The sequence below is a fragment of the Ornithinibacillus contaminans genome (assembly GCF_001038425.2).
Lineage (GTDB): Bacteria > Bacillota > Bacilli > Bacillales > Amphibacillaceae > Ornithinibacillus > Ornithinibacillus contaminans.
Genome location: NZ_LDPV02000020.1, coordinates 1 through 25,232 on the forward strand (window position 1 = coordinate 1; position 25,232 = coordinate 25,232).

23 protein-coding genes, 1 other RNA gene and 1 pseudogene are annotated in these 25,232 nt (G+C 38.2%); 5 read left to right on the top strand and 20 right to left on the bottom strand.

Annotated elements, in window-relative coordinates:
- A pseudogene (locus tag JF53_RS04065) lies at nucleotides 1–915 on the bottom strand (collagen-like protein); the annotation flags it as partial.
- 258 nt (nucleotides 916–1,173) lie between these two features.
- Between JF53_RS04065 and JF53_RS04070 the strand changes: the two are divergent.
- Nucleotides 1,174–1,476 (top strand): hypothetical protein, encoded by a 303-nt coding sequence (locus tag JF53_RS04070; RefSeq protein ID WP_047980762.1) that lies wholly within the window; start codon nucleotides 1,174–1,176, stop codon nucleotides 1,474–1,476.
- Between the two features lie 283 nt (nucleotides 1,477–1,759).
- On the opposite strand, the gene JF53_RS04075 is transcribed toward JF53_RS04070, so the two are convergent.
- Complete coding sequence (locus JF53_RS04075) at nucleotides 1,760–2,761, bottom strand: glycosyltransferase (protein ID WP_047980763.1); 1,002 nt, start codon at nucleotides 2,759–2,761, stop codon at nucleotides 1,760–1,762.
- An 81-nt stretch (nucleotides 2,762–2,842) separates the two neighbouring features.
- The gene (locus tag JF53_RS17835; RefSeq protein ID WP_236686903.1) at nucleotides 2,843–3,295 is read right to left on the bottom strand and encodes a hypothetical protein; all 453 of its coding nucleotides are present in this window, start codon (nucleotides 3,293–3,295) and stop codon (nucleotides 2,843–2,845) included.
- 318 nt (nucleotides 3,296–3,613) lie between these two features.
- Between JF53_RS17835 and JF53_RS04085 the strand changes: the two genes are divergently transcribed.
- Nucleotides 3,614–4,879, top strand: a complete 1,266-nt coding sequence (locus JF53_RS04085) for a nucleotide sugar dehydrogenase (protein WP_047980764.1) — start codon at nucleotides 3,614–3,616, stop codon at nucleotides 4,877–4,879.
- Between the two features lie 43 nt (nucleotides 4,880–4,922).
- Entirely contained in the window at nucleotides 4,923–6,026 is a 1,104-nt protein-coding gene (locus JF53_RS04090) for a glycosyltransferase (RefSeq protein ID WP_047980765.1), read from the top strand.
- Between the two features lie 183 nt (nucleotides 6,027–6,209).
- Here the strand turns inward: JF53_RS04090 and JF53_RS04095 are convergent, their stop codons facing one another.
- The 12 genes from JF53_RS04095 to JF53_RS04150 all read right to left on the bottom strand — a co-directional run bounded on the left by JF53_RS04095 (nucleotide 6,210) and on the right by JF53_RS04150 (nucleotide 19,442).
- Nucleotides 6,210–6,683, bottom strand: coding sequence for a hypothetical protein (locus JF53_RS04095; RefSeq protein WP_047980766.1), 474 nt, complete (start codon nucleotides 6,681–6,683; stop codon nucleotides 6,210–6,212).
- 38 nt (nucleotides 6,684–6,721) lie between these two features.
- A complete protein-coding gene (locus JF53_RS04100) occupies nucleotides 6,722–7,414 on the bottom strand; it encodes an N-acetyltransferase (protein WP_047980767.1) in 693 nt (230 codons plus the stop codon).
- 14 nt (nucleotides 7,415–7,428) lie between these two features.
- The gene (locus tag JF53_RS04105) at nucleotides 7,429–8,496 is read right to left on the bottom strand and encodes a Gfo/Idh/MocA family protein (protein ID WP_047980768.1); all 1,068 of its coding nucleotides are present in this window, start codon (nucleotides 8,494–8,496) and stop codon (nucleotides 7,429–7,431) included.
- Nucleotides 8,493–9,599, bottom strand: coding sequence for a DegT/DnrJ/EryC1/StrS family aminotransferase (locus tag JF53_RS04110; protein ID WP_047980769.1), 1,107 nt, complete (start codon nucleotides 9,597–9,599; stop codon nucleotides 8,493–8,495). Before JF53_RS04110 ends, JF53_RS04105 begins: the two co-directional genes overlap by 4 nt.
- Nucleotides 9,600–9,739: 140 nt before the next feature.
- Nucleotides 9,740–10,732 carry a glycosyltransferase family protein gene (locus tag JF53_RS04115; RefSeq protein ID WP_047980770.1) on the bottom strand — a complete coding sequence of 331 codons (993 nt, stop codon included), beginning with the start codon at nucleotides 10,730–10,732 and terminating at the stop codon, nucleotides 9,740–9,742.
- Nucleotides 10,733–10,961: 229 nt separating this feature from the next.
- The gene (locus JF53_RS04120) at nucleotides 10,962–12,395 is read right to left on the bottom strand and encodes a DHA2 family efflux MFS transporter permease subunit (protein ID WP_047980877.1); all 1,434 of its coding nucleotides are present in this window, start codon (nucleotides 12,393–12,395) and stop codon (nucleotides 10,962–10,964) included.
- Nucleotides 12,396–12,658: 263 nt separating this feature from the next.
- Entirely contained in the window at nucleotides 12,659–12,871 is a 213-nt protein-coding gene (locus JF53_RS04125) for a hypothetical protein (RefSeq protein ID WP_157052458.1), read from the bottom strand.
- Nucleotides 12,872–12,906: 35 nt separating this feature from the next.
- Nucleotides 12,907–13,614: a DNA alkylation repair protein gene (locus JF53_RS04130; protein WP_047980772.1), complete on the bottom strand. Its 708-nt coding sequence runs from the start codon at nucleotides 13,612–13,614 to the stop codon at nucleotides 12,907–12,909.
- A 38-nt stretch (nucleotides 13,615–13,652) separates the two neighbouring features.
- Nucleotides 13,653–14,210, bottom strand: a complete 558-nt coding sequence (locus tag JF53_RS04135; RefSeq protein ID WP_047980773.1) for a dihydrofolate reductase family protein — start codon at nucleotides 14,208–14,210, stop codon at nucleotides 13,653–13,655.
- A gap of 156 nt (nucleotides 14,211–14,366) precedes the next feature.
- A complete protein-coding gene (locus JF53_RS04140) occupies nucleotides 14,367–14,960 on the bottom strand; it encodes a hypothetical protein (protein ID WP_047980774.1) in 594 nt (197 codons plus the stop codon).
- 210 nt (nucleotides 14,961–15,170) lie between these two features.
- The gene (locus JF53_RS04145; RefSeq protein WP_047980775.1) at nucleotides 15,171–18,383 is read right to left on the bottom strand and encodes a DEAD/DEAH box helicase; all 3,213 of its coding nucleotides are present in this window, start codon (nucleotides 18,381–18,383) and stop codon (nucleotides 15,171–15,173) included.
- 183 nt (nucleotides 18,384–18,566) lie between these two features.
- The gene (locus JF53_RS04150; protein WP_047980776.1) at nucleotides 18,567–19,442 is read right to left on the bottom strand and encodes a CAP domain-containing protein; all 876 of its coding nucleotides are present in this window, start codon (nucleotides 19,440–19,442) and stop codon (nucleotides 18,567–18,569) included.
- A gap of 570 nt (nucleotides 19,443–20,012) precedes the next feature.
- Here JF53_RS04150 and JF53_RS04155 point away from each other — a divergent pair.
- The gene (locus JF53_RS04155) at nucleotides 20,013–20,453 is read left to right on the top strand and encodes a cell wall hydrolase (protein WP_047980777.1); all 441 of its coding nucleotides are present in this window, start codon (nucleotides 20,013–20,015) and stop codon (nucleotides 20,451–20,453) included.
- A gap of 122 nt (nucleotides 20,454–20,575) precedes the next feature.
- Here the strand turns inward: JF53_RS04155 and JF53_RS04160 are convergent, their stop codons facing one another.
- The 3 genes from JF53_RS04160 to JF53_RS04170 are packed head-to-tail and all read right to left on the bottom strand — an operon-like array spanning nucleotide 20,576 to nucleotide 22,152.
- Nucleotides 20,576–21,442 carry a DUF817 domain-containing protein gene (locus tag JF53_RS04160; protein ID WP_083443539.1) on the bottom strand — a complete coding sequence of 289 codons (867 nt, stop codon included), beginning with the start codon at nucleotides 21,440–21,442 and terminating at the stop codon, nucleotides 20,576–20,578.
- Nucleotides 21,435–21,659 carry a helix-turn-helix domain-containing protein gene (locus JF53_RS04165; RefSeq protein ID WP_047980778.1) on the bottom strand — a complete coding sequence of 75 codons (225 nt, stop codon included), beginning with the start codon at nucleotides 21,657–21,659 and terminating at the stop codon, nucleotides 21,435–21,437. The genes JF53_RS04160 and JF53_RS04165 overlap by 8 nt, the downstream gene beginning before the upstream one ends.
- A 10-nt stretch (nucleotides 21,660–21,669) precedes the next feature.
- A complete protein-coding gene (locus JF53_RS04170; protein WP_047980779.1) occupies nucleotides 21,670–22,152 on the bottom strand; it encodes a DUF2975 domain-containing protein in 483 nt (160 codons plus the stop codon).
- A 423-nt stretch (nucleotides 22,153–22,575) separates the two neighbouring features.
- Here JF53_RS04170 and JF53_RS04175 point away from each other — a divergent pair, with 423 nt between their 5' ends.
- A complete protein-coding gene (locus tag JF53_RS04175) occupies nucleotides 22,576–24,027 on the top strand; it encodes an NADP-dependent glyceraldehyde-3-phosphate dehydrogenase (RefSeq protein ID WP_047980780.1) in 1,452 nt (483 codons plus the stop codon).
- Nucleotides 24,028–24,195: 168 nt separating this feature from the next.
- Here the strand turns inward: JF53_RS04175 and ssrA are convergent.
- Nucleotides 24,196–24,559, bottom strand: a transfer-messenger RNA (tmRNA) gene (gene ssrA / locus JF53_RS17055).
- Nucleotides 24,560–24,731: 172 nt separating this feature from the next.
- A complete protein-coding gene (smpB, locus tag JF53_RS04180; RefSeq protein WP_047980781.1) occupies nucleotides 24,732–25,199 on the bottom strand; it encodes an SsrA-binding protein SmpB in 468 nt (155 codons plus the stop codon).
- Between the last annotated feature and the right edge of the window lie 33 nt (nucleotides 25,200–25,232).

Here is a 25,232-nt window from a genome sequence, read left to right on the forward strand (position 1 = left end):
TGCTCCCGTTGCTCCTGCTGGACCGGTTGCTCCCGTTGCTCCTGCTGGACCGGTTGCTCCTGTTGCTCCCACTGGGCCGGTTGGGCCTGTCGCTCCTGCTGGACCCGTTGGACCCGTTGCTCCCGCTGGACCCGTTGGACCCGTCGCTCCTGCTGGGCCGGTTGGGCCTGTCGCTCCTGCTGGACCCGTTGCTCCCGTTGCTCCCGCTGGACCCGTTGGACCCGTTGCTCCTGCTGGACCCGTCGCTCCTGCTGGGCCGGTTGCCCCTGTTGCTCCTGCTGGACCCGTTGGACCCGTCGCTCCTGCTGGACCGGTTGCTCCCGTTGCTCCTGCTGGACCGGTTGCTCCCGTTGCTCCTGCTGGACCGGTTGCTCCCGTTGCTCCTGCTGGACCGGTTGCTCCCGTTGCTCCTGCTGGACCGGTTGCTCCCGTTGCTCCTGCTGGGCCGGTTGCTCCCGTTGCTCCTGCTGGACCGGTTGGACCCGTCGCTCCTGCTGGACCCGTTGGACCCGTTGCTCCTGCTGGGCCGGTTGCCCCTGTCGCTCCTGCTGGACCCGTTGGACCCGTTGCTCCTCCACCTGGTCCTGGTGGGCCTGTTGGACCCGTTGGACCTCGAAGTGTAGGGATATTCGCTGCCGCCTTCATCTTAGATTCTAAGATTAACTCCTTCTTAAAAATCGTTTCTAACATCGACTGTGTACTTTCATTAACCGATAATATCTCTTGCAACGAAGAAGGTGGACCAGTCATACCAGGTAAAGTACCTAAAGCATATTGGATTTTCTCACCTTCTGCATTGATAATATGAGCTAATCCCATCTCTTCCATTGCAATAGAAGTCAGCAAAAGATTCACTACATCTTCACGAGTTAGTGAAATAGTCGGTGTGATATTCGGCATGTTCGGTTGCGACAATAGAGTTTCCTCCTTTTCTAGATATTTTTCAGATAAGGATCAGTCATTCCATCTTCTATAAAAAAGAAGCACCAACAACTTCTCCGGAATGGTTTTCCTATCTTCAATATGCTATGTGTACCATAATTTTTTTGATTGGGGATACGTCTTGATTCCGCGAAGTCGGGGTTGGTCACTTTTTAAACCTTATTATATTTGCACCAATATATATTTCTGAATAATATATATAGAATACAAATTGAAAGGAGAATTATTCTATTGTCACAGCCAAGTATTCCAAATATTACACCGAACATAACGTTAACTAGAGATGATGTCGTAAATCTTATGTTGGCCTCTATTGCATTAGAGGAAATAGGTTTATCACACATTATTAATGCTGAAGGAGAAAAAATACAGTATGTCTTAGGAACGTTGACAAATAACCCAGGTCAGCACGCTTCCTTAAAAGAAATACTAGCAATTAACGAAAGTACACAATCCATGTTAGAAACCATCTTTAAAAAAGAAATTGTACTAGAATCTAAATTAAAGAACGCTTTAAAGATCCTTAACTCCTGACATATCAAACGGGCAAAGTAGATTCCTTACACATAACTTTGCCCTTAAAACGAACAACTTTCCAATCGGATACGAAATAAACATACTCGCTAATTCGTTAACGAGTGCACTCCTGCTTCGAAGCCGACTGGAAAGATTGTTATACATAACGCTGATAATAAAACTCTCCAAATCTCGACTAGTGAATCCCTCGAGATTGGGAGAGTTTTTATAGTTTTTTATCAAATGTTTACCATCTTCTGGTGAATTCATTAGGTCTTATTACGAAGAATAATTACGATTCTTATTGTAGCTTTTGTAAACATTTTTCTTTTAAATCAACAGCTCGGAAGCTCCCTGTTCCTTTCAAGATCAAATAGTTATGGTTTTCCTCACCTAGTAGCAAACAGTGGTCTAACACCTCAACTGCTTCTTGATATTTTCCCAAATGAAACAGTACGGTAGCCTTTAAATAATATAAATCAACATAATCTGGATATAACTCAATCGCTTTATTAATACTTGGCCATGCGCCCTGATAATTTTCAGATTCTACGATAATCGAATATTTCAATCGATATACAATTGCAGGTGGTAATACACCTTCCTCCACAAATTTCAAAATGGCATAATTAACAAAGTGAAATGCCTTTTCATAGTCTTTGGCGTTATAATATTCTGATGCCACATGATAATCAATCCATGGACTATGCCCTTCCGACTCTAATTCAAGCTTGAGTATATCTAAATTACGTTCATGCTTATTCTTCGTTTCGATTTCAGCATTAAGATAGCCATAATGCTTAATTAGTGAAGGAAGAATCGCATATTGAAAATCCTCAACAGGGATATGGATTTGCTCATGGATTTTATTCTGGAAGGTTATCCCTTTATTATTCTGAAATATTCGCGCCTGAAAAATCGTATACACATCATGTTCAGAAATAGTATCACCTATATAGTTTCGTACAGGTACATAAAGAAAGGTTTCTTTTTTATGCTGTAATACTGATTTTAAATCTTCAAATGTAGTGCGGTCGAATTCCTCATCTGCATCTAACCATACAATCCAATCTCCCGTGGCAAATTGTAAACTGTAGTTTCTTGCTTTTGCAAAATCATTCTCCCAATCGACAAGATGGATATGATTCGTGTACTGTTTACAAATAGATAGCGTGTTATCCGAACTGCCTGTATCAACAATAATTATCTCATCCACTAAATCACGGACACTTTTTAAGCATCTCTCAATGGATGATTCCTCATTTTTTACAACCATACACAACGAAATCGTAGCATCCGCCAATTATTTCACCTCTTACCGTTTAATTTCATCTCTATCTAAAGCTTCCGGTCAGGTTTCTCCCCCATTTGTTGTACGAATCCGTCACATATGTTTGTCTTTTCCATGATGTTTATGTTTGTCATGGTGTTTGTCTTTATCATGATGCTTCTCCTTGTCATGATGTTTTCCAATCAATTTACCAATTTCATGTTTATGGGGATCCTCATGACATTGATTCTTGTCAATTCCATGGTCATGCTCTTTTTTAGTACCACCACCTGGAATAGAAGCTGTTTCCTCTAGCTTTAGTGAAAGAAGAAGTTGTGATTTTACTACTGTTTTCAAAGTATCATTGATACTTTTATTAATTAATAAAAGCTCTGACAATGATGCATGCTTCATTTTTAGAAAGCTTTGTATTTTTTCTCCTTCAGCATTAAGGATGTGAGACAAACCTATTTCTTCCAAGGCGATAGAAGAAAGAAGCAAATTAATTGTTTCATGTCGTGTTAAGGATATGTTTGGGGTAATATTAGGGATATTTGGTAAAGACATAACGTACCTCCTTCTTTGAGATATCACTGAATACCTCTCGTTTGTATTATTGCTTTTTTTCAAAGCATCAGCTTGAGTGGTTATCTGTACACTTTTAAGATATACATCAACATGGGTACTTGTGAGCCATTTAGTTAAAAAACTGGGTATTTTTATTAAAATAGTTATTAGAACCAACGTTCGTTAGAATAACAAAGTATTATTACTTCAGCATAAGCCTATTTCCTGAAATGGCGTTATTAGCGGATATCGAATCCTCCTTATTTTTCATACCTTAAACTAGATGGATCAAGATTTGGATTAAGGAGAGAAAAGATTATGGAAAAAATAGTAGGGATAATCGGATTAGGATATGTAGGGTTACCTTTGGCAATCCAATTCGTTAAACAGGGCTTTACGGTTATTGGGATAGATGTCGATCACCAAAAAATAAATTCCTTACAGCTAGGTACATCCTATCTCCAAACAATTACACACTCTGAAATCAAGCAACTAATTCAATCTGGAAAATTTACACCGTCGGATGATTTCACGAAGCTCAAGGAGTCAGATGTTATCATCATCTGTGTGCCAACTCCATTAAAAAACGAGAATGAACCAAATTTGAGTTATATTCAATCAGCTGTCACATCCTTCCTACCTTATTTAAAAAAAGGACATCTTATCATTTTAGAGAGTTCAACCTATCCAGGAACTACCGAAGACTATTTAAAACCATTGCTGGAGGATAGTGGTTTGGTGATTGGTCAAGATATCTATTTAGGATATTCCCCAGAAAGAATAGATCCAGGTAATGAGTACCTCCTAACCTCCATTCCAAAAGTAATTAGTGGAACAACAGATAATTGTCTCGAGCAAATCCGACTTATTTATGAGCAAGTATTTGAAACACTTGTCCCAGTAAAATCACCTAAAATAGCCGAGATGACCAAATTACTAGAAAACACACAGCGTTTCATTAATATCTCCTTTATCAATGAAATGGCAAGAATATGTGAAAGGATGGACGTTGACATTTGGGAGGTTATTAAAGCAGCAAGCACCAAGCCATTTGGATTTACTCCTTATTATCCAGGTCCAGGAATTGGTGGTCACTGTATTCCTGTTGACCCACTTTATTTAAAATGGAAGGCTCAACAAGAGGGAATTGATACATCCTTTATCGACCTCGCCAAAAAAACCAATGATGAACAACCTGCTTATATTATTAGTCGAATGGAAAAGCTGCTGACAAAAAACTCTAACGTGACTAATCAACCAAGAAAAGTCCTCTTAGTCGGTGTTACCTATAAACCAAATGTGAATGATACCCGCGAATCAAAAGCAATTACAATCTTTAATATGCTAGAAACTTCTGGCTACCTAGTCGATTACCATGATCCATATGTAGATGAACTGGCAACTCATACTCGTCTTCACATATCTGTACCACTAACAAAGGAAACTTTAAGGCAATATGACTGTGTCATCATCATAACGAACCACACTAATATCGATTATGCATTGCTCTTGCAGCATTCCTCCTTACTATTCGATACTAGAAGAAGTTTTGATGAGAATCATCCACATGTATTTCGATTATAACTACTACCCGGAAAAGATATGAGACGTCAAAAAGGAGGATATTATGATTACGATAAGTTTGTGTATGATTGTAAAAAACGAGGAGGAAGTACTAGCACGTTGTTTAGATTCGGTAAAAGACTATGTCGATGAGATAAACATTGTTGATACTGGATCAACAGATACTACAGTGGAAATCGCCAAACAGTATACAGATCGCGTTTTTTTCTTTGAATGGACCGGAAATTTTGCCCAAGCAAGAAATGAATCATTTAAATATGCGACACAGGATTATATTTTATATCTTGATGCAGATGATGTCATACTCGAAGAAGATCAGCAAAAACTAGCACAGCTTAAAGAAACATTAGATCCAGCTGTTGATTCTGTATCGATGTACTACAATGCTGGTGTGGACGCATTTGGAAATATCACGTTACGCTACCGAAGAAATCGGTTAATCAAACGCACACGCAACTTCAGGTGGGTCGGGGACGTGCATAATTATTTACAAGTGTATGGCAATGTCATCAATTCCGATGTTGCCATCACTCACAAAAGCACCGAGCACGCAGTCGGCAGAAATCTAGCAATCTATCAGCGAAAAAAAGAGCGCGGCGACACATTTTCAACACGGGATTATTTTTATTATGGAAACGAGCTGCGGGAAAACAACCATCTTGAGGATGCAATTGAAGCCTATAATCAAGCAGTAGCTCAGGAAACAGGCTGGGTAGAGGATAAATTTTATGCGTGTATATTCCGTGCAGACTGTTATCGATCCTTGGATAAATCGGATCAGGAACTCGCTTCATTGCTTGAATCGATCCGCTTTACAAAATCACCTAGACCAGAAGCGAGTAGCCGGATTGGAGATTATTTTAAACGAAAAAAAGAATTCCGTCATGCCATAGTCTGGTATGAATTAGCAATTGCAGCCAAGCCCGATGCTAACCAGTGGAGCTTTAGCTATCCCGCCTATTCCACATGGTACCCACATCTGCAATTGTGTGTCTGCTATGACATGCTTGGCGATAGCCAAAAGGCATACTATCATAACGAAGAAGCACGAAGCTATCGCCCAGAAGATCCTTCCGTTATTCATAACCAGAAGTATTTAACTAAAAAGCTCGGATTGGACTCTCTTACTACCTCTGCCACCGACTAAATTTTATTATATGGATCACTCACTTCACTATTGAATAGTTATCCTGGGTGTATTATTCAACTATTGATTAAACCAATCCATTCCATAAAAATTGGAAGACCTTTTCTTCGTGAATTTCAATCAAAACTGAAATTACGTTGAAAAGGTCTTCCTTATAATTATCGCTTCCCGTTAGTTACCACCTTAGACTAATACCGGGTTTATCCAGGGCGGATTAGCATTTTGGTTATCTGTATGCATTGTATCCACTACTGAAATAATTTCTTGATTTAATAACTCCTGTAATAGTAAAGTACATTTTCGATGGTACTTCCGGTCAAAGAATGGTTCCTCGCAAAATGCCTTATACATTTTTTCTAAACAACTTTTAGTCGTATAGGCTAATCGGAGTAATTCTAAATTAGTTAGATCGTCTTTAAATTTCGGAGATGCTTCGACATGTAATAGTTCCAAATGGTTAACGATAAATTTAAATAGATACAAAGACTGGTACAGACTTTTTTCGATTTGTTTTACGTCATTTGGTTTTAGATTATCTGATGTCGCGTATGAAAGTAGCTCCAGCAGAAGTAAACTGTGATGCTTTAAATAAAAAAGATAGCGCTCCAATAATAATTCTGTTTGTAGCTCTTTTTTATGGTTTTCAAAGTAATTCACCCATACACCTCCTTACCCATTCCATCCTGTTCGGCTTGTTATAATCTGCTCGCGGGGTTTCCTACTACCGTTTCATTAGCAGGAACAGATTTGGTTACGACCGCCCCTGCTCCAACAATCGCTTTTTCACCAATTTCAATATTCGGCAACAGGGTTGCATTATTCCCTATCTTTGCACCCTTTTTAAGGATTGGGCCTGTATGAGTTCCTTTTCCACTTGCCATATATTTATCATTAGACATCGAACAGCATGGGCCTATGAAAACACCATCCTCAATTATAGTATCCGCCGTTATATACGAACTTGTTTGTATTGTCACGTTTGAGCCGACGGTCGTACTCGGTTCTATCATAACGTTCCGTCCTATTATCGTATGACTACCGATAGTAACCTGTTCACGAATACTCACATGATCTGCTAGATAAGCACCATCTCTTATCCCTGTTCCAGCATACAATGTTACATGACTTCCAATGACACTACCCGGTCCAATTTGAAGTGGTCCAAGATTTGTTGCTGGTTTCCTAGCCATCTGGTTATTCGTTGTCGGCAATTTACCGAGGATAACGAAATCCCCCATCTTCACTCCTTCTCCAATAATCGTTCCTTTTTTTATTACACAATGACTTCCGATTTCTACGTCATTTCCGATGACCACATCCGCTTCAATGATTGTATAATGGCCAATCGTCACATTCTCTCCTAATGTAACATCTTCATGAATATGCACTTCATCTCCTCCGATTACGACTCATTGTTCCATTGTTTCATTAACCCTGAGGAAAAAGAGGACAATGGTAATGAGACTTTCTTTTTTTGCAAAACAGAGGCATAAAGAGCAAAAATTGCTTCTAATGCCTTTTCCGATTCCTGGCCATCGACTGGGAAGCCCTGTTCATTTCCTTTAATTTTTGTAATAATTTCTTGATACATGGTTAGGTGCTCCATTCGATCATTCTTCAGATCATCTAGCTCTTGATCAGAATATGTTTGGCCACTTATTTCGAATCGTTCAATCTGGTCCAGCTGCTTACCACTAATGATAATAGTTCCTTTTTCCGCAAATAATCTAATCGAGTAACCGAAATTCTCTGGTAGTGTAATAATATTTGCCTCAATTAAACCCTTTGCACCATTTTTGAATGTGAGTAGCCCTAATGCGATATCCTCGGTTTGTTTTTGGTTATTCACCCGGGTAATTTCGCCATAAATATTCTCCAAATCACCTAAATACCATACTAAAAGGTCAACAAAGTGAATACCTTGGTTAATTAACATGCCACCATCATGTTCCCATGTTCCCCGCCAGGATGCTTGATCAAAATAGGCTTGAGAGCGATTTATAGCCATCGTCACAATCCCATAATGTACTGTACCAAGTAACTCACTATCAATTAATTCTTTTATTTTCAGCATCAGCTTTCGATACCTTAGTTGGTAACAGACAAATAAATGACGTCCCACTTGATTAGCTAGAGCAGTTAACTTTCGAGCTTCTTCCAGTGAGAGTGTCAGGGGTTTTTCCACGATAACATGTTTTCTAGCACGTAATGCTTTTTCGGCTATTTCGGCATGTAAACCTGACGTAGTTGTAATTAGAATGATATCAATCGAATCCAGCTTTAGCATTTCCTCGTAATTAGTGTGCATCGAGATAGCTGCTGCATTAGACGATATCAGATTATGAACATGACCCATCCTATCCGTTGAAATATCACTTAAGGCGATAATGGTTATGTCATCTAACTGTTGAATTGTCTCGATGTGCTTTTCAGCCATTCGTCCACATCCGATTATCCCGATTTTGTTCATAGCGAATTTCCCCTGTATGCTTTTAGAACACGAATCACTTCTTGCTGTTCCTCAGCTTTAAGAGATGGATGCATTGGCAGTGCCAGTAGGCGGCTTGCTTTTTCTTCCGCAACTGGAAAATCACCCAGGTGATACCCTAGATGCTTATATACTTCCTGACGATGTAACGGGAGGGGATAATACGCCCCGCTTGCTACCCCATTTCTTTCTAAATAAGCCATTAGATTGTCTCTTTCAGCATGTTCAACACAATACAGATGATATATATGAGAATGTCCTGGTTTACGAAATGGTATCTGTAGTCCATTTACACCTGCCAATTCATCATATCCATACGCCTTTTGTCGACGTTCCTCGTTCCAAGCATCGATATAAGCTAAACTAATTCGAAGAATCGCTGCATGAATCTCATCAAGGCGACTATTATAACCAATCTCAGCATGATAATACTTTTTAGTAGAGCCATGATGCCGTAATTGTTTTAGCCGCTTCGCAAGCTTCTCATGCTTGGTTACAATCAATCCACCGTCACCAATCGTAGATAAATTCTTTGTTGGAAAAAAAGAAAAACAACCAATGTCACCGATTGTGCCTAATTTAACACCATTTTCTTCTGCCCCGAAGGCTTGACAGGCGTCCTCGATGACAAAGAGCTTATATGAATCTGCCAATTCCATTAATTTATCCATATCACAGGACTGGCCAAATAAATGAACTGGCAAAATTGCCTTCGTTTTGCTTGTGATTTTATCCGCAATTTTTGAGACATCAATCGTATACGTTTTGGGGTCAATGTCCACAAATACAGGCGTTGCCCCTACTCTTGAAATCGCCTCTGCTGAAGCAAAAAAAGTAAAGGGCGTTGTAATGACCTCGTCTCCTGGACCAATATCCAACGCATCCAGACTTAATACTAAAGCATCAGTCCCATTGCCAACCGAAACGGCGTAAGGACTAGATAAATAGTCACTCACTTCTTTTTCAAACATGCTACCTTCTTGACCAAGAACATATTGACCACTAGTAATAACACGATCAATTGCCTCAAGTATTTCATTTCGCATTTCTTGAAATTGTCTACTAACATTTATCAATGGTATCAAGTACATCACCTGTCTCTACATATAGTAAATTGTTCATCTGTTTTACTAATCTATATATGTAAGGACAACTCTCATCGTTCACTTTTTATCCAATTTACAAAAGTAATCGATGCAGTTTTGTCCTTACCTTTTTTTGTTGCCTATGCTTGTTTTTCAGTTAGATAATCCGTAACAAAAGTAATAAATTGTTTTGCACGCACTTGATTCGTATGGTGCTCGTGAATAAATTTATACCCTGCCTTTGTAATTTTTTCCCGTTCCGCTTCGTTCTCAAGGTAGTACTGTGCTTTCTCATAAAAATCCGTTCGATTACACGCCACGTAATTAACCCCATCCTGGAACCCTAAGTCCTCAATATCCCTATTTGGCTCTGCAAGTAATAAGGTATGACAACCAGGTGCTTCGAAGAATTTCAGTACTGCAAATCCACCCGTTTTGTTCGTACTGCCACATGTAAAGAATATCTTCGAGCGGTTTAATTCCTTCGCATACCTCTCATTTATTCGCAACCTAGCTCCCTTCGCAAAATGCCCCGGATGTGGATAAAACACAAATCCTGGTTCATCCTTCATTCTTTTCAAAACCGCATCCCGAAAAGCATATCTTCCTTTTTGTGATTTAACTCTTAATTTCAAGCTAGGATCATCAGAATAAACCAAACCCATTAGCAAATAATCAATATTCTTCTCTTGCTTCCAGTCTTTAATCACATTAGGATCAACAGACCATGGTAACCAGCGCATTTTATCCTCGAACTTCGGAAAGGTTGCTAAAAACGGGTATTTACTTACAGAAAAGATTAAATCAATCTTGTTTTTCGTAAAGTAAGCTGCTCTTTTTTTGTTATTCCAGTGCAAATCAATCACGAAACAGCCTTTAGGAATATCTATTTGATCTAGTCCTGTAATATTTGGTGCTAACGCATATTTATCCCAAGCAATGTCGTAATGAAAGATAAAATCAGGTACAATATTTAATTTTGTTAAAATATCGTGAATATCTCCATTTTGATGCCAATAATATACATCGGCGTATTCCTCAATTGCTCGAATCATATCCATTTTTGGCTTGTGTTTCGGATAGGTCTTATCGAAGCGTCTGATTAAGATTAACACCTTTAATCGATCACTCATGTCCCTCACCTCAACTAGAATTTTCAAATCCATGATTACTTAATCAGCACTACATCCTGACTCTAAAGCACCGATCATACCTTATCCTATGATAGACACAAAATCACTGCCTGTGCTTATGGTAAGCAACTCCGTCTAAATCGGTGTATAGTATAGGCCTTCATTTTCTCCATAAGAAAAACCCCTATGTGCAACATTATGTTGACATAAGGGTTTGAAAGAAATATGTTTATGCTTGATGCTCTACCTTCACGCGTTTAATAAATATCGAGATTATTAAACCGACAACTGATACAACAATCGCAAACACAAATGCTCGCTGAACGCCTTCTGTAAAGGCAAGTACTTGATTAACCGGATCTAGTGGGTTTGCCACTTTTGCCAAATAATTATTCATGCCAGATGAAAGAATTGAAATCGCAACCGCAGTACCAATTGCTCCAGCAACTTGTTGCAATGTGTTCATAATCGCTGTTCCATCTGGATACAGCTCCCGTGGTAATTGATTTAGTCCATTCGTCTGTGCAGGCATCATAATCATGGAGATACCAACCATCATTACAATATGCAGTCCGATAATGAATGCTAAGCTAGTCTCTGTATCAATGGTCGAAAAACCAATCATACTCCCAGTTGCAATAATTATCCCAATCGTTACTAACCATTTTGGTCCAAATTTATCAAATAATCCACCCATTACTGGCGATAGGAAACCATTAATAATTCCGCCTGGTAATAGCATTAGACCAGCAGCAAACGTGCTAAGCGCCAGCGACGTCTGTAAATATAAAGGTAATAAAATCATGGAAGAAAGAATAAGCATCATGCACACTGTAACCATTAATAAACCAACCGTAAACATTGGATATTTAAAAGCACGTAAATTTAATATCGGTTGCTTCATTGTTAATTGTCGAATAGCGAACAAGAGTAATCCAATTCCACCAACAATTAGGGACGTGATAACTATTAGACTTCCCCAACCTTCACCTGCATTACTAAATCCAAATACAATTCCCCCAAAACCAATCGTTGATAAGATGATAGACAATACATCAATTTTAGGTTTCGTCGGCTTGGTCACATTCCCCATAAAGATAATTCCATAGGCAAGTGATGCTATTAATAAAGGAAGCGAAATCCAAAAGATCCAATGCCAAGACATTGACCTTAAGATCAGTCCTGAAATTGTTGGTCCTACTGCAGGAGCAAACATGATTACCAGACCGATGATTCCCATTACTCTTCCACGTTTATATGGAGGAATAATAACCAGAATCGTGTTAAACATGAGTGGAAGAAGTAAAGCTGTTCCTATTGCTTGTACCACTCTTGCGATCATTAAAACACTAAATGTTGACGCAATCCCTCCAATAAAGGTCCCGATAATCGAAGCGATTAACGAAGCAATAAATAATTGTCTTGTCGTAAACCATTGTAAAATAAGTCCTGAAACTGGTACTAGAATACCTAATGTAAGTAAATAACCTGTTGTTAGCCATTGTGCGGTAGTCTCATCTATTCCAAAGCTTGTAATTAGATTATTTAGCGCCATATTTAAGGCTGTTTCACTAAATAATCCAATAAAACCCGCCACAACAAAAGATATGATGATGGGAACGGTTTTTAAATTTGTCTCTGTTCCCTTCATCGATTCATTCATACTCATATTGTATTTCCTCCTGATAGTTATCATTCATGAATACAGGTTAACATCCCTGTCGTTCATGTAGTTTTTTATGAAAAATAATTCCTTTCAAGCGAAAAGTGCAAGTATTCACTGTTACCGTGAATTTCCTTGCACTTTATCATACCCTATTATTTGTTAGAGTATATCAAACGCCGCTTTTCACATAGAGTTAAATATACTGTTTATTATCTTAATCGTCAATCAAATAGTTCTTAGCTATAATTTTTTTACTATAATCAGAGTATATATTGAAATAACACAAGTACAATAGCTAATGCAGGACCAAGTATACATACACCAATTAGTAAAGATTTTATTATGTCCCACAAAATAGTAGATGGTTTACCTTCTTGCTCGCTTGCGCTTCTTGCATTTAGTTCTTGTAATGATTGTTTAATCTCCTGTAGATCCGATAAAATTTGCTCTTCTGTATTTTTTTCCAATCCCAAACACCATCCTTACTTAAGAGATTAAAAAGTCTCCCCTAACACCTTACATATCTCCGCTTAAATCCTAACCGCCCTCTATCTAAATCCTTTTGAATACTCTCAGAAGCATTTAAAATACTGTTCTTTTTATTATCTCGTTTTATTTCAACTAGTCCAATTGCCTTTGCGGTTTCCACTGCCTTCTCATGGAGAGGAACATAGGAAATTGCTGCTGTGTAAACAAAGTTATTCATCGATACTTTTGCCCGTTCTGGAGCATCGTGAATGGTATCTCTCACTTGATCTAGCATATCGGAAATCTTATCCGGGGCAAATTCCACGTCTTGTCGATTACCGAATAGCCAGCAATAACAACTCCATCCCGCTGACATCCGCAGTTCTTCCCCACTTGCAATCCATTTATCAGAAATCTCTTGTGCAATTTCAGTTTCAGCCAATGTAACGGCAACAACATAATCGGATAGCATATAGAAATAAGCATCATCCATCCAGCGTTCGAAATCCTCTTCTGTCATAATTGTCGGATCAGCAATTACGCCCGCAAAATACATGGCATCATAGTTTCCCGTAGCATAAAGCTGTTCTGCTAAAGGTTGATTGCCTTTTACTTTTTTAGAAAGTGGTTTCATTGCACCTGTTGCCACCCCAAACACTGGCTCATGCGCTCCATTATTCATGTACATCTTCTTTAATCGCTCTTTACCAAGTGCTTCTAGTTCTTGCATAATAGTTTCAAAATCCACGGTCTACACTTCCTTCCATTTCAAACATTTATTAAATCCTATTCTCTCATTTGATAGCAAAGTTGTACAACACCCGAGGAAAAACTTCTAGTATTCACCAGCACAAAATTTTTCCGCTCCATAATTTCACTAAACAATGGTTTACCTTCACCTAATATAACTGGATGGACACTTAATCGCATTTCATCAACCAGACCTAAATTTATAAATGACGTAATTAGGCTAGAACCACCATAGAGCCAAATATCTTTACCCGGTTTATTCTTTAACATATTTATTTCTTCGGCTATATTATCTTTTATAAACGTAACATTAGTGTCCGTACTTTTATAGAATCTGGAGAAGACATATTTATCTTTACTATGTACGGCCTTCCACATTTCTTTTTCGGTTTCTGATTCCTCTTCTTTTGGTACATATTGTCCCCATATATCATAACTCTTTCTACCGTAAAGAATGGTATCAATCTGATCCAGAAATTTAGTAAAGTCCATTTCCGGTTCCATATTACACCAATCAATTTCACCATTTTTCCCTTCAATAAATCCGTCCAATGTAACAGCTAAATCTAATATAACTTTTCTTGCTGCATTCATTGTATCTCCTCCTCAAGGCATTCAAACCGAAATGAGCTTCTTGATTTATCCCCATACCTTTTGTTAGTGGTGCATCTAGTAACAAATTATTACCTTCACTCGCTTCTATTAATTCATTTAAATCATATGTAGCCTAATTAAAGTATTTACAATAGACTAGTTTACTAATCTCTCATCTTGTACAATTTCATAGAAAGTTGTAAACATCATAAAGTTACTCATAAACTCACCATGAAGATTATGGAATTGTATCCTTAAAGATTTTCTAGAGTCAAAACTGTTTGTTTTTAAATCTGTAAGAAATTCCTCTAGAGAAATTATATTTTCAATACTTGATATTAAATACTGCCTTTGTTCGCTAGAATAGTCCACTTGCTTTACTAAACTCATCAATGTATCTATAGTATTTTTCACCTCAAATAACATTTTCTCTAAATCTGCTTTCTTCATTTTAAGTGTATTTTTACTTACCAACCAATCCTGCTCGAATAAGGGTAGAATATATTGCGCCCTATCCACTGTTAAATCGATTGTTCCTTCGGTATATATTCCCTCCATATCCGACTCAAAAGATTCCTTAAATTCATTTAAGTCACGAACATAACCGTCTACCATTACAGGGTCAGGATTATAATAGTACGTTTTATGCAAACTGAAAATCGAATACGGATAAAGCCAAGTCATTATAAGAATAAAGAGTATCATTAAACCCACAAAAATCATAATCATTCTTTTTCTTGTATTCGTCACACTTAGTCCCCCACTGTTTATTCCAATACTATCCTAAAACTACATTATAATACTACCATAATCTTCCGAATACACATGGCAGTATTTTTCCTAACGTTATCGAAAGGTTCCACTCTGTTTTTCTTCGTTAAATGATAAAGCTATAAAAAAACCAGTCTCCCTTTATCAACAATAGGGAGACTGGCCTTTATCTTTTCAATTAAAGCATCCTTATATCATCAATATCTCACGAATATCCGCTTCTGTTAATGCATTGAGTGTTTTTTCGTCTGAATCAACAATTTCTGCAATAAGATTTCGCTTTTTCTCTTGTAGGGCATTTATCTTTTCTTCAATCGTCCCACGTGCAATAAGTTTAATTACTTTCACTTCATTTTTTTGCCCCATACGGTGTGCTCTGTCTGCTGCTTGTTCCTCTACGGCTGGGTTCCACCATAAGTCATAGAGGATAACAGTGTCTGCACCTGTCAAATTGAGTCCTGTGCCGCCAGCTTTTAATGAAATTAAAAACAAATCCTGTTCGCCATTATTAAAACGATTGCATAGTTCTACTCGTTCCTCGGGGGGTGTTTGTCCGTCTAGATAAAAATAGGTTCTCCCATCATTGGTCATCTCCCTACCTATCAGCTCCAGCATTTTCGTAAATTGTGAGAAAATCAATACTCTTCTTCCAGATAGCCTGGATTCCTCTAGTACCTGCAAGAGCTGTTCAAATTTCGCCGATTTGCCTTTGTAGTCATCTACAAACAAGGCAGGGTGACAACAGATTTGGCGTAATCTTGTTAAACCTGCCAATATTCGAATCCGATTTTTCCGGAATGTATCTTTATCAAGATGTTTTAAGGTTTCTTCACGAAGCTTTGCCAGAAATGCCGCATATAGTTTCTTCTGTTCGGGAAGCAGTTCGGATACTTCAAGAAATTCCTGTTTATCTGGTAACTCTCCCAGTACATCTTCTTTTACACGACGAAGTAAAAACGGCCGTACTCTTCTTGCAATAGCTTTTCTTGGTAAATGGCGATACTCCTCTAATCCTTTAAATAGCTCAGGGAAGATCACATGGTAAATCGACCAGAGCTCTTCCAACGAATTTTCCATAGGTGTTCCCGATAGCCCAAAGCGATAATTCGCTTGTATTTTTTTAACTGATCTCGCAGTTTGTGTATATGGATTTTTGAATGCCTGTGCCTCGTCAAAGAATACAGTATAAAAGAGTTGGTCTTTGTACCATTCAATATCCCGACGAAGTAGCGGATATGATGTAATCAATACATCAAATTCATTTGCCTGTTGCTGCAGTGCATTTCGTTCCGTCAAATTTCCATCGACGACAATAGTTTGAAGCTCAGGTGCAAATGTCAGTATTTCATGTAACCAGTTATAGGTTAATGAAGAAGGGCAAACAATGAGTACGGGACATTTCTGCTCACGAATCGTTGGAAGTTCTGAAACAATGAATGCAATACTTTGCAATGTTTTCCCAAGTCCCATATCATCAGCCAGAACCCCTCCAAATCCGTATTTAGCAAGTAGCTTCATCCAGTTGTATCCATCGCGTTGGTAATCTCTTACAATAGAAGCTAAACTTTTTGGCACCTTGAAATCGAGGGTGCCTGGATGTAGCAATTGATCTAGAAACTGTCGAAACGATTCCTCCGGTGCAAAAACCGGGCTATCCTGTATCAAATCAAGAAATTTAAGACTATCTAAGATCGGTCTGTCTAATGTAACTTCATAGTTATCATCTTGGATCGGTCCTGCTTGTAAAAACGCACGGATTTCTTCCATTTCCTTTGTTTCCAGCGAGAATAATGACCCATTTGGAAGCCGATAAAATTTCTGTTTTAATTCAAGTGCCGCTAGTAATTCTTTAATCTCTTTATGTGGAATTCCATCCATTTCAAATTTAAACTCTAGCCAATTGGTTCGTTCCTTTTGAACTCTAACGCGAATTTTTGGAAAGACGGATTTTTTCACAATCCGATTTCGGACAGCAGTTGTCGTATAAACTTGAGCGACTTTTTGAAGTTTTGGCACGGCATGCATTAAGAATTCATACTCCAACTCTTCATTCTGCATGAAATAGCCGCCTTCGGTTGATGTGAATCCACTTTCTTCCATTATTTGGAGGATTTCTGCTTCTTTTTCAAAATCTCGTATAACGATCGGAGTTTGTAGATTTTCTTGGTTCTCCAATGGTTGAATAACAATGTGATTATAATGAAATTCCAATCCTGCGAGCAGTCGGTTACGCAAGCGGTCCAAATAAATTTTCGCAACAAGGGGGGTTTTCTTCATTTCGTTCGTTAATGCTGGTGAAAGCCTCACATCACCAATTCTTTTTAAACCTGGCACCACTTTTTCTAAGAAAAAATTAAGCTGGTTAATGGGAATCGGGATATAAAACTTACTAGGACTTGCAATCATTTGTTTAAGTTCTGTTAATCGTTCCATATCTTGCATTGCTAAAGGATAAATTTTCCCATCACATAATACCGAATGATAGCCACTAAGCACCACCATTTGGTTAAAACCGTTCATCATCAGCCTAAAATCCCTGCTATCACTTTCTTCCACACGAAACTGTATCGGTGGTGTTTCCTCCACAATTTCTACTTTTTCATAGACTCGTCCGTTCATTACAAGAGACATGAAGGACACTTTATTCACTATTTTCGCAAAGCTTGTCCATGCAGAGGGTGGAATTAATACAATATGTGACTGCTCTTTATAGTCAGATTGGTTAGGTAATACGTCGAACAAGACCTGTTCATCCAATACTATCCGTATCAGGATATGAAGTAATGCATCAGCATCATTAGAAAAACAGTGCCGCTTCGGATCATACGTAATTCGAGGAGCTATACTAAATGCTATTCCTTCATTCACCGCATTCAAAAATCCTCGAATATCGTCAATGTGCGTCTGAGCAAGCTTTACCTCTATTCCGACTAAATGCTGATCTTGTCCAATTGCAAATGGGATCAGTTTAAAATGCACGTCCAGTACTTCTCTATTTTCAAAATGAAGTTGTTGACCACTTGAGTGCGCCACTCTATTTTGAAAAAGGGATAGAAATTCTGCCGGCAATCCTTTTTCATCTGTCGGTATTTGCTTTTCTCCAGTTACCATTGTTTCTTGACGCTTTTGTTCATAAATGGCGATTAGAACAGCTGCCACATGCTGGCAGGATTTGCTGTAATTTGCTAGTGTTGGACAGCTGCAGGTTGTCTGAATGTTGCCGGATGAGTCCTTTTCAATACTGACTTGAAAAAGGTCTGTTCCTTGTACAGTAGCATTACAAATATCTGAATGATATTCATGAATTACTACTTTATTCGCTCGATAAAAAGAGTCTCCTCGTTTGAAGGAGACAGTTCCACACATTTCTTTGATGATTTTCTGACTAAGTTTTATGTTCATGGTTAACTGCTCCTTTACTCAAAGACTCTTTCATCAACTACATTCTTTTTCTATTGTCAGTTTATCATTTTTTTAAGTTCGTATCGAGATTTTGGTTTGGTCCACTCCAGTTCGTTCTAATAGAACAATTCTTAACCAAAAAAAGAAACTAACCTTTAGGCTAGTCTCTTTATCACACACGAATTATTTTCCAATAAATTGTTGTGTCCAATAATTTCCTTGTTCCACATAACCAACACCAATATGTGTAAAGTTACCATTTAAAATATTTGCTCGGTGTCCTGCACTATTCATCCACGCATTCACGACTTGTTCAGGAGTGCTTTGACCTTTAGCAATATTCTCACCCGCTGTACGGTATGTGATTCCAAAGCTCTTCATCATATCAAACGGAGAACCGTAGTTTGGACTATTGTGATCAAAATAGTTATTTGCTGCCATATCACGGGATTTTTCTTTGGCTACTTTACTTAGCTCGGTATCCATTTGTAATGGTGCCAAACCATTTTTCTGTCTTTCTTGATTCGTAAGTTCTACTACTTTTTGTTCAAACTGGCTTAAAGCAGATTGCTGTGATTGACTATTGTTTTCTTCTTTTGCTTGATCATTTGGTTTCCCTTGACCTTGTTCAGGCGCTGGTGTTGGAGCTGGCGTTGCTACTTGTTCCGGAGCTTTTTCTTGCTCCTTTTCTGGTGCTGTTGCTTGTGTTTGCTCCTCAGCTGGATCTTGGGCAACCGGCTCTTTTACTGTTTCTTCTTTTTGACTAGCTTGCTCATTTTGAGCAGGCTCTTCTTTTGCAACAGGATGTTCTTTATTAACTTGCTTATCATTTAACTCTGGCCAATTTATAGTTATATGATACTTCTCCATCAGTTGATGAATTAGATCATTAATTTTTGATTGTGCGTCCTTCCCAATTAAACTACCATTTTCTCCATTAATAGAATAGTAGAATTTATGGTTCATTGAATTAGTTGCTTCAACATCCGCTTTATCAAAACCAGTTCCAAAAATCATAGCTGTTGATAAGGCAGTGATTATACCAATTTTCTTAAACATGTATCTTCCCGCTCCTTTTCGGTTGAAAGTTTGTAAATTAACTTACGTCCACATCATAGCACGGGATTTTTGTAATATTTATGGGGTATTTTTCCATTATTATTGAAGGAAATTGTTCGATGATAACCAAAAAGGTATTCAACCCTTGACTAGTATCAAAATTCGTAAGAAACACATGATATAAATTGATTGGAACGAAATTCATCATCTGGTATAAATTTCATGATAAATCGTATTGACAACTTTTTATTGACCAGGATTTTGTTACAAACGTAACCGGATTGTCACTATTCACGTTCAAGTTTTTTACTAACTATCATAAATAAGTATTAGCATATTCCACTTCAAATAGATTCGACTCCTCTAGAAATTGGTTGACTGTATGAAGATGATCACATCACATATATATATTTATTGCCTCAATAATAATACAATATTCAAAATATAATTCCATAACTTGTATAAGCTATGAAGATTTTTGTTTGGTTTATATTTTTCCTACCTCAGACCACTACATAGCCCACAATTTTCTAGACGGATTACATACAATTTCTATAGAGGTGATGCAAAGTGGCAAGAGTAAAATATACAGATAAAGATGTTGATTTAGTTGCAAGGATGATGCGAGCTGAGGCAGAAGGTGAAGGAAAGCAAGGCATGCTAATGGTTGGCAATGTCATTGTAAATCGATTAAAAGCGGATTGTTTAGATTTTGGCGATTTACGATCAATATCAGACGTAATCTATCATGTGCAAGGTGGAAATTACTCATTTGAAGCAGTTCAAAAAGGTAATGTTTTCTATAATAGAGCGAGAGAATCAGAAAAAAGATTAGCAAAGCAGACGTTGGATTACTGGAGAGAACATCCATCCAAGTTTGCACTTTGGTATTTCAATCCTTACGGGCCATGTCCAGCAACATGGTATGATCAACCACATTCTGGTCAGTATAAACAGCATTGTTATTATGAACCAGCACCGAATTCATGTGAAAGTGTTTATCTTGGGTAAGTCGAATCATTTAAATTAAACTGCACCACAGTGTGTGCAGTTTAATTTTTGCAATCAAAATCAAAAAGTCGCATACCTATTATTATAGGATATCCGACTGCCTGCTACCTTTATTATCGTTTCTAACGTCTATCCTTTACCAGCTTCAAGGTCGCCACAATAAGAAAACTTACAATTACTAATAAAAGCCATGAACTTACTTTTCCTAGATGAACCAGACTCCATGCCTCTGATTGATTTGGATATTCCCATGCTCCAAAAAACGTTGCTATATTTTCCGCTATCCAAATAAAAAATCCAATCAGCACAAATGAAAGGGCAAGCGGCATGCGGTAAACTGTTCCATTAACGACATATTTAACCCATGAACGCCAAAAGATAATGATGACAAGCCCAGCAAGAATCCAACGTACATCAACCCAATAATGATGAGTGAAAAAATTCAAATAGATCGCAGCCGCCAGTGGTACAGCAAGCCAAAACGGTGGCCATTTAATCAGTTCTACATTTAATCTTCTCCACGCTTGGCAAAGGAAGCTCGCTACACTTGCATACATGAACCCACTATACAATGGTACGTCAAACACCTTGAAATAACCATTGTCAGGATATGCCCATGAACCCATATGAACTTTGAAAACTTCAAGCGCGAGACCGATAAGGTGGAACAATGTAATTACTTTAAGTTCATCCTTCGTTTCTAGTCCAGATCGCACCATGACCCATTGCATGAAAAGGCAGATGATGAGTAGCCAATCATAGCGTGGTAGGAAAGGAAGCGGTATGATTTGAGTAATAGCCAAAGAGGTAAAAATAACAACCGGAAACAAACAGGACAAGCCCATTTCCCAGCCAAAACGCACGAGCTGCGTTAATGCTCTTGTAGTCCGTACTATCGATTCATTTAACAAATGGCTACCTTCCCTGTATGAATCCCCCTTAAAACGACTACTTCCATTCTCCTCATCAACTAATTCGCCCTTATTCATACTGAGTACCTTCATCATGTCGGTATTCTAAAATATCACCTGGTTGGCATTCCAGCGCCTGGCAAATGCCCTCTAATGTAGATAAACGGATTGCTTTTGCCTTCCCATTTTTCAAAATAGAAAGATTCGCCATCGTGATTCCAACTCGCTCTGAAAGCTCCGTTACACTCATCTTTCTTTTCGCTAACATCACATCAATATTAATAATTATCGCCATTGTCCTCACCTCAGACCGTTAAATCATTTTCCGATTTTATAGCAATTGCTTCTTTTAGAAGCTTCTCTAGAACTGCCGCAAACACTGCAATTACAGCCGAAGCAAATGGAACAAGCAATCCGACAAAGATCACACCAGGTGCGTCGTCAATCTCCGCAAAGCTATAAAAGAGTGGCAGTAATAGAACTTGCAAAGAACTAATCGTTATTGCACAATATTTGATTCTCTTTAACGCATCGACGGAAATTTGTGAGAAAGCCTTATTTTTATCTATATAACGCAAAAGTTTGAATGCCTGATATAAAGCAATGTAAAAGGGTATTGCAGATGCATAAAAAATCAAAGGAACGAGATAATTTATATAAGGAAAATCCGGAAGTAATTCACCTGCGACATTCCCGATTTCTGGCACCAAAAAGATACACATAACCAAAACCGGAACTCCAATTAACATAACCGTCACTTTTAAAAAGAGCGTTGATACTTGTTTCATAAAAGCACCTCACTAAAATATTTTCTATTTGAATTTAGCACATTATTTATCGTTTTACAATAAATATTTATTCTTTTGTTTATTTTTTTTATTGTTTTGCACAAAAATCACTCCTCATGAAATATCTGCTTGGTTGATTACCAAAAAACAAAAGAAATCTTGGTACTAAATTTTCCATATAAGGAATTACTTCGAATCTTCTGTCAGAAAAAATCAAAGTGTTTCCAAAAAATTATTATCTGGTCTTAAAGCCTGATTCTAACTAGCTTTCTGTGGACAAAACGGTATTAATACGATGTTTCAAGAGCGCACATTTCTTTTCTTTTTTATTTTGGTGCCCTATAATGTGTCATTGTAATGATACTTCAGATTTGAAGGTATCCATCTAAGAGAACCATCATTATGAATAAAAGGAGATTGTATATGACAGCAAAGTCGAATGCATCAACGTATAAGTTTTTTATAAACGGAGAATGGCGTGAAAGTAAATCTGGTCAAACAGTTGACATCGTTTCCCCATATCTACGTACTTCCGTTGGACAAGTACAAGCAATTACACAAGAGGAAGTAGATGAAGCAATTAAATCTGCTCAGGTGGCCCAAAAGGAATGGGCACAAACATCGCTTCAAGATCGTGCTAGCTATTTATATAAATGGGCTGACAACCTATTGGACATGCAAGAAGTAATCGCAGAAATTATCATGAAGGAAGTCGGAAAAGGGTTCCAAGATGCAAAGAAAGAGGTTGTTCGTACAGCTGACTTTATTCGCTATAGCATTGAAGAAGCACTTCATATGCACGGAGAGAGCATGATGGGTGATAGCTTCCCTGGTGGTTCCAAATCGAAGCTTGCCATTGTTAGCCGTGTACCACTAGGTGTCATTCTAGCCATTTCACCTTTCAACTACCCTGTAAATTTAGCAGCAGCTAAACTAGCACCAGCACTAATGGCTGGTAATGCCGTTGTCTTTAAACCAGCAACAAACGGTGCTATTAGTGGTACGAAAATGGTTGAAGCACTAGCTAAAGCTGAACTTCCAAAAGGACTAATAAGCTTAGTTACAGGACGAGGCTCTGTAATTGGCGACTATTTGGTAGAACATAAAGGAATCAACATGATTTCCTTCACTGGTGGTACGAAAACAGGTACACATATCGCAAACAAAGCAACTAAGATCCCACTTGTACTAGAACTAGGTGGAAAAGATCCTGCGATCGTACGTGAGGATGCGGATTTACAAGATGCAGCAAAGCATATTATCAGTGGTGCATTCTCATACTCTGGACAACGTTGTACCGCAATTAAACGTGTCTTAGTAAACGAAAAAGTTGCAGATGAACTTGTACCATTGTTAAAAGCAGAAATTGAAAAATTATCAGTTGGTTCTCCTGAAAAAGACAGTGTCATCGTTCCATTAATCGATGACAAATCAGCTGACTTTGTACAAGGTTTAGTGGATGACGCTGTTGATAAAGGTGCTACTGTAGTTCTAGGGAATAAGCGTGAAGATAACTTAATTTACCCTACACTACTTGATCATGTAACAGGTGACATGCAAGTAGCTTGGGAGGAACCATTTGGACCAATTCTTCCAATCATTCGTGTTTCTTCTGATGAAGAAGCAATTGATATTACCAATGAATCGGAATTCGGATTACAGGCAAGTGTCTTCACTAAAGATATCAACAAAGCTTTTAACCTTGCTAACGTAATCGATGCAGGATCTGTTCAAATTAACGGCCGTACTGAGCGTGGACCAGACCACTTCCCATTCATCGGTGTAAAAGGATCTGGTATGGGTGTACAAGGTGTGCGTAAGAGTATAGAGTCGATGACTCGTGAGAAAGTTACTGTATTGAATATCGGGGAGTAATTTTCTTTAATTCCATTTAGAATTGTAGTATGAATAAAGTAAAGGAGTAAATCTAGTTGAATAGGTTTACTCCTTTTATGTTTTAAAAAGAACTCGCCTAACGATAAAAATTTATTCGAGCAAACATTTTTTGATTTATAACAACAAAAAAACCACCAACATATGTATTGGTGGAGACGGTGGGAATCGAACCCACGTCCAAAGGTATCGGCACTCAGGCTTCTACACGTGTAGTTGGTATATTATCATTCGCTAGCTCTACAGCCTACCAACAGGCTTTCGAGTAGCTAGTCTGATTAATTTCTACGACCATCCACAGACGGAGGATTGCCGTAAGAGCCCGCTATAGTTGAGACCCTTCAATCCACTCCACGGGCGAGTGTGGGAAGGATCCTTCAGCTAGCGCTTACGCAGCTGCTAAAGAGTAATTGTTTTCTTTGCCAGTTATATTTAGGCGAGTAACGTTTTACGAGTCGTAACCTCGACGCGCAACCTGAGCTCGACCTACCCCTGTCGAATCCGTAACGTCCCCATAAAGGAAAACGATCGGGTATGTCAATCGAGCACAATTATTATTTAATTGTTGTCACTTCGTAGCGACATGTTTCATTATAACATACTACCATACGATATCAAGTAGCCATCACGTGGGATGTTTTGCCATTGTAACAAGCGATTTCCATATAAGGACACCAACCTATTCCTTAGCGATTATAATCCTTTATCGCACGATCAATCTCACGCTTCACTTGCTTTTTCTTCAAGTCCTCACGCTTATCATATTTCTTCTTCCCTTTACCAAGACCAAGTAGAACCTTTGCAAAGCCATTTTTAATATAAATCTTTAATGGGACTAGGGCAAACCCTTCTTGTTGGGTTAAGCCAATTAACTTATCAATTTGCTGGCGATGTAGCAATAGTTTGCGAGTTCTTGTTGGGTCATGGTTAAATCGATTCCCTTGTTCATATTCTGAAATATGCAGATTTATTAATTGAACCTCACCACGACGATCAATACGCGCATGAGAATCCTTTAAATTCACACGTCCTGCCCGGATCGATTTAATTTCTGTTCCTTTTAGAACAATTCCACATTCATATGTATCTTCTATAAAATAGTCATGTGACGCTTTTTTATTTTGTGCAATTACTTTACCTTCACCTTTAGGCATTTTTAGCCCTCCTACAACTTCCGTGACATTCAT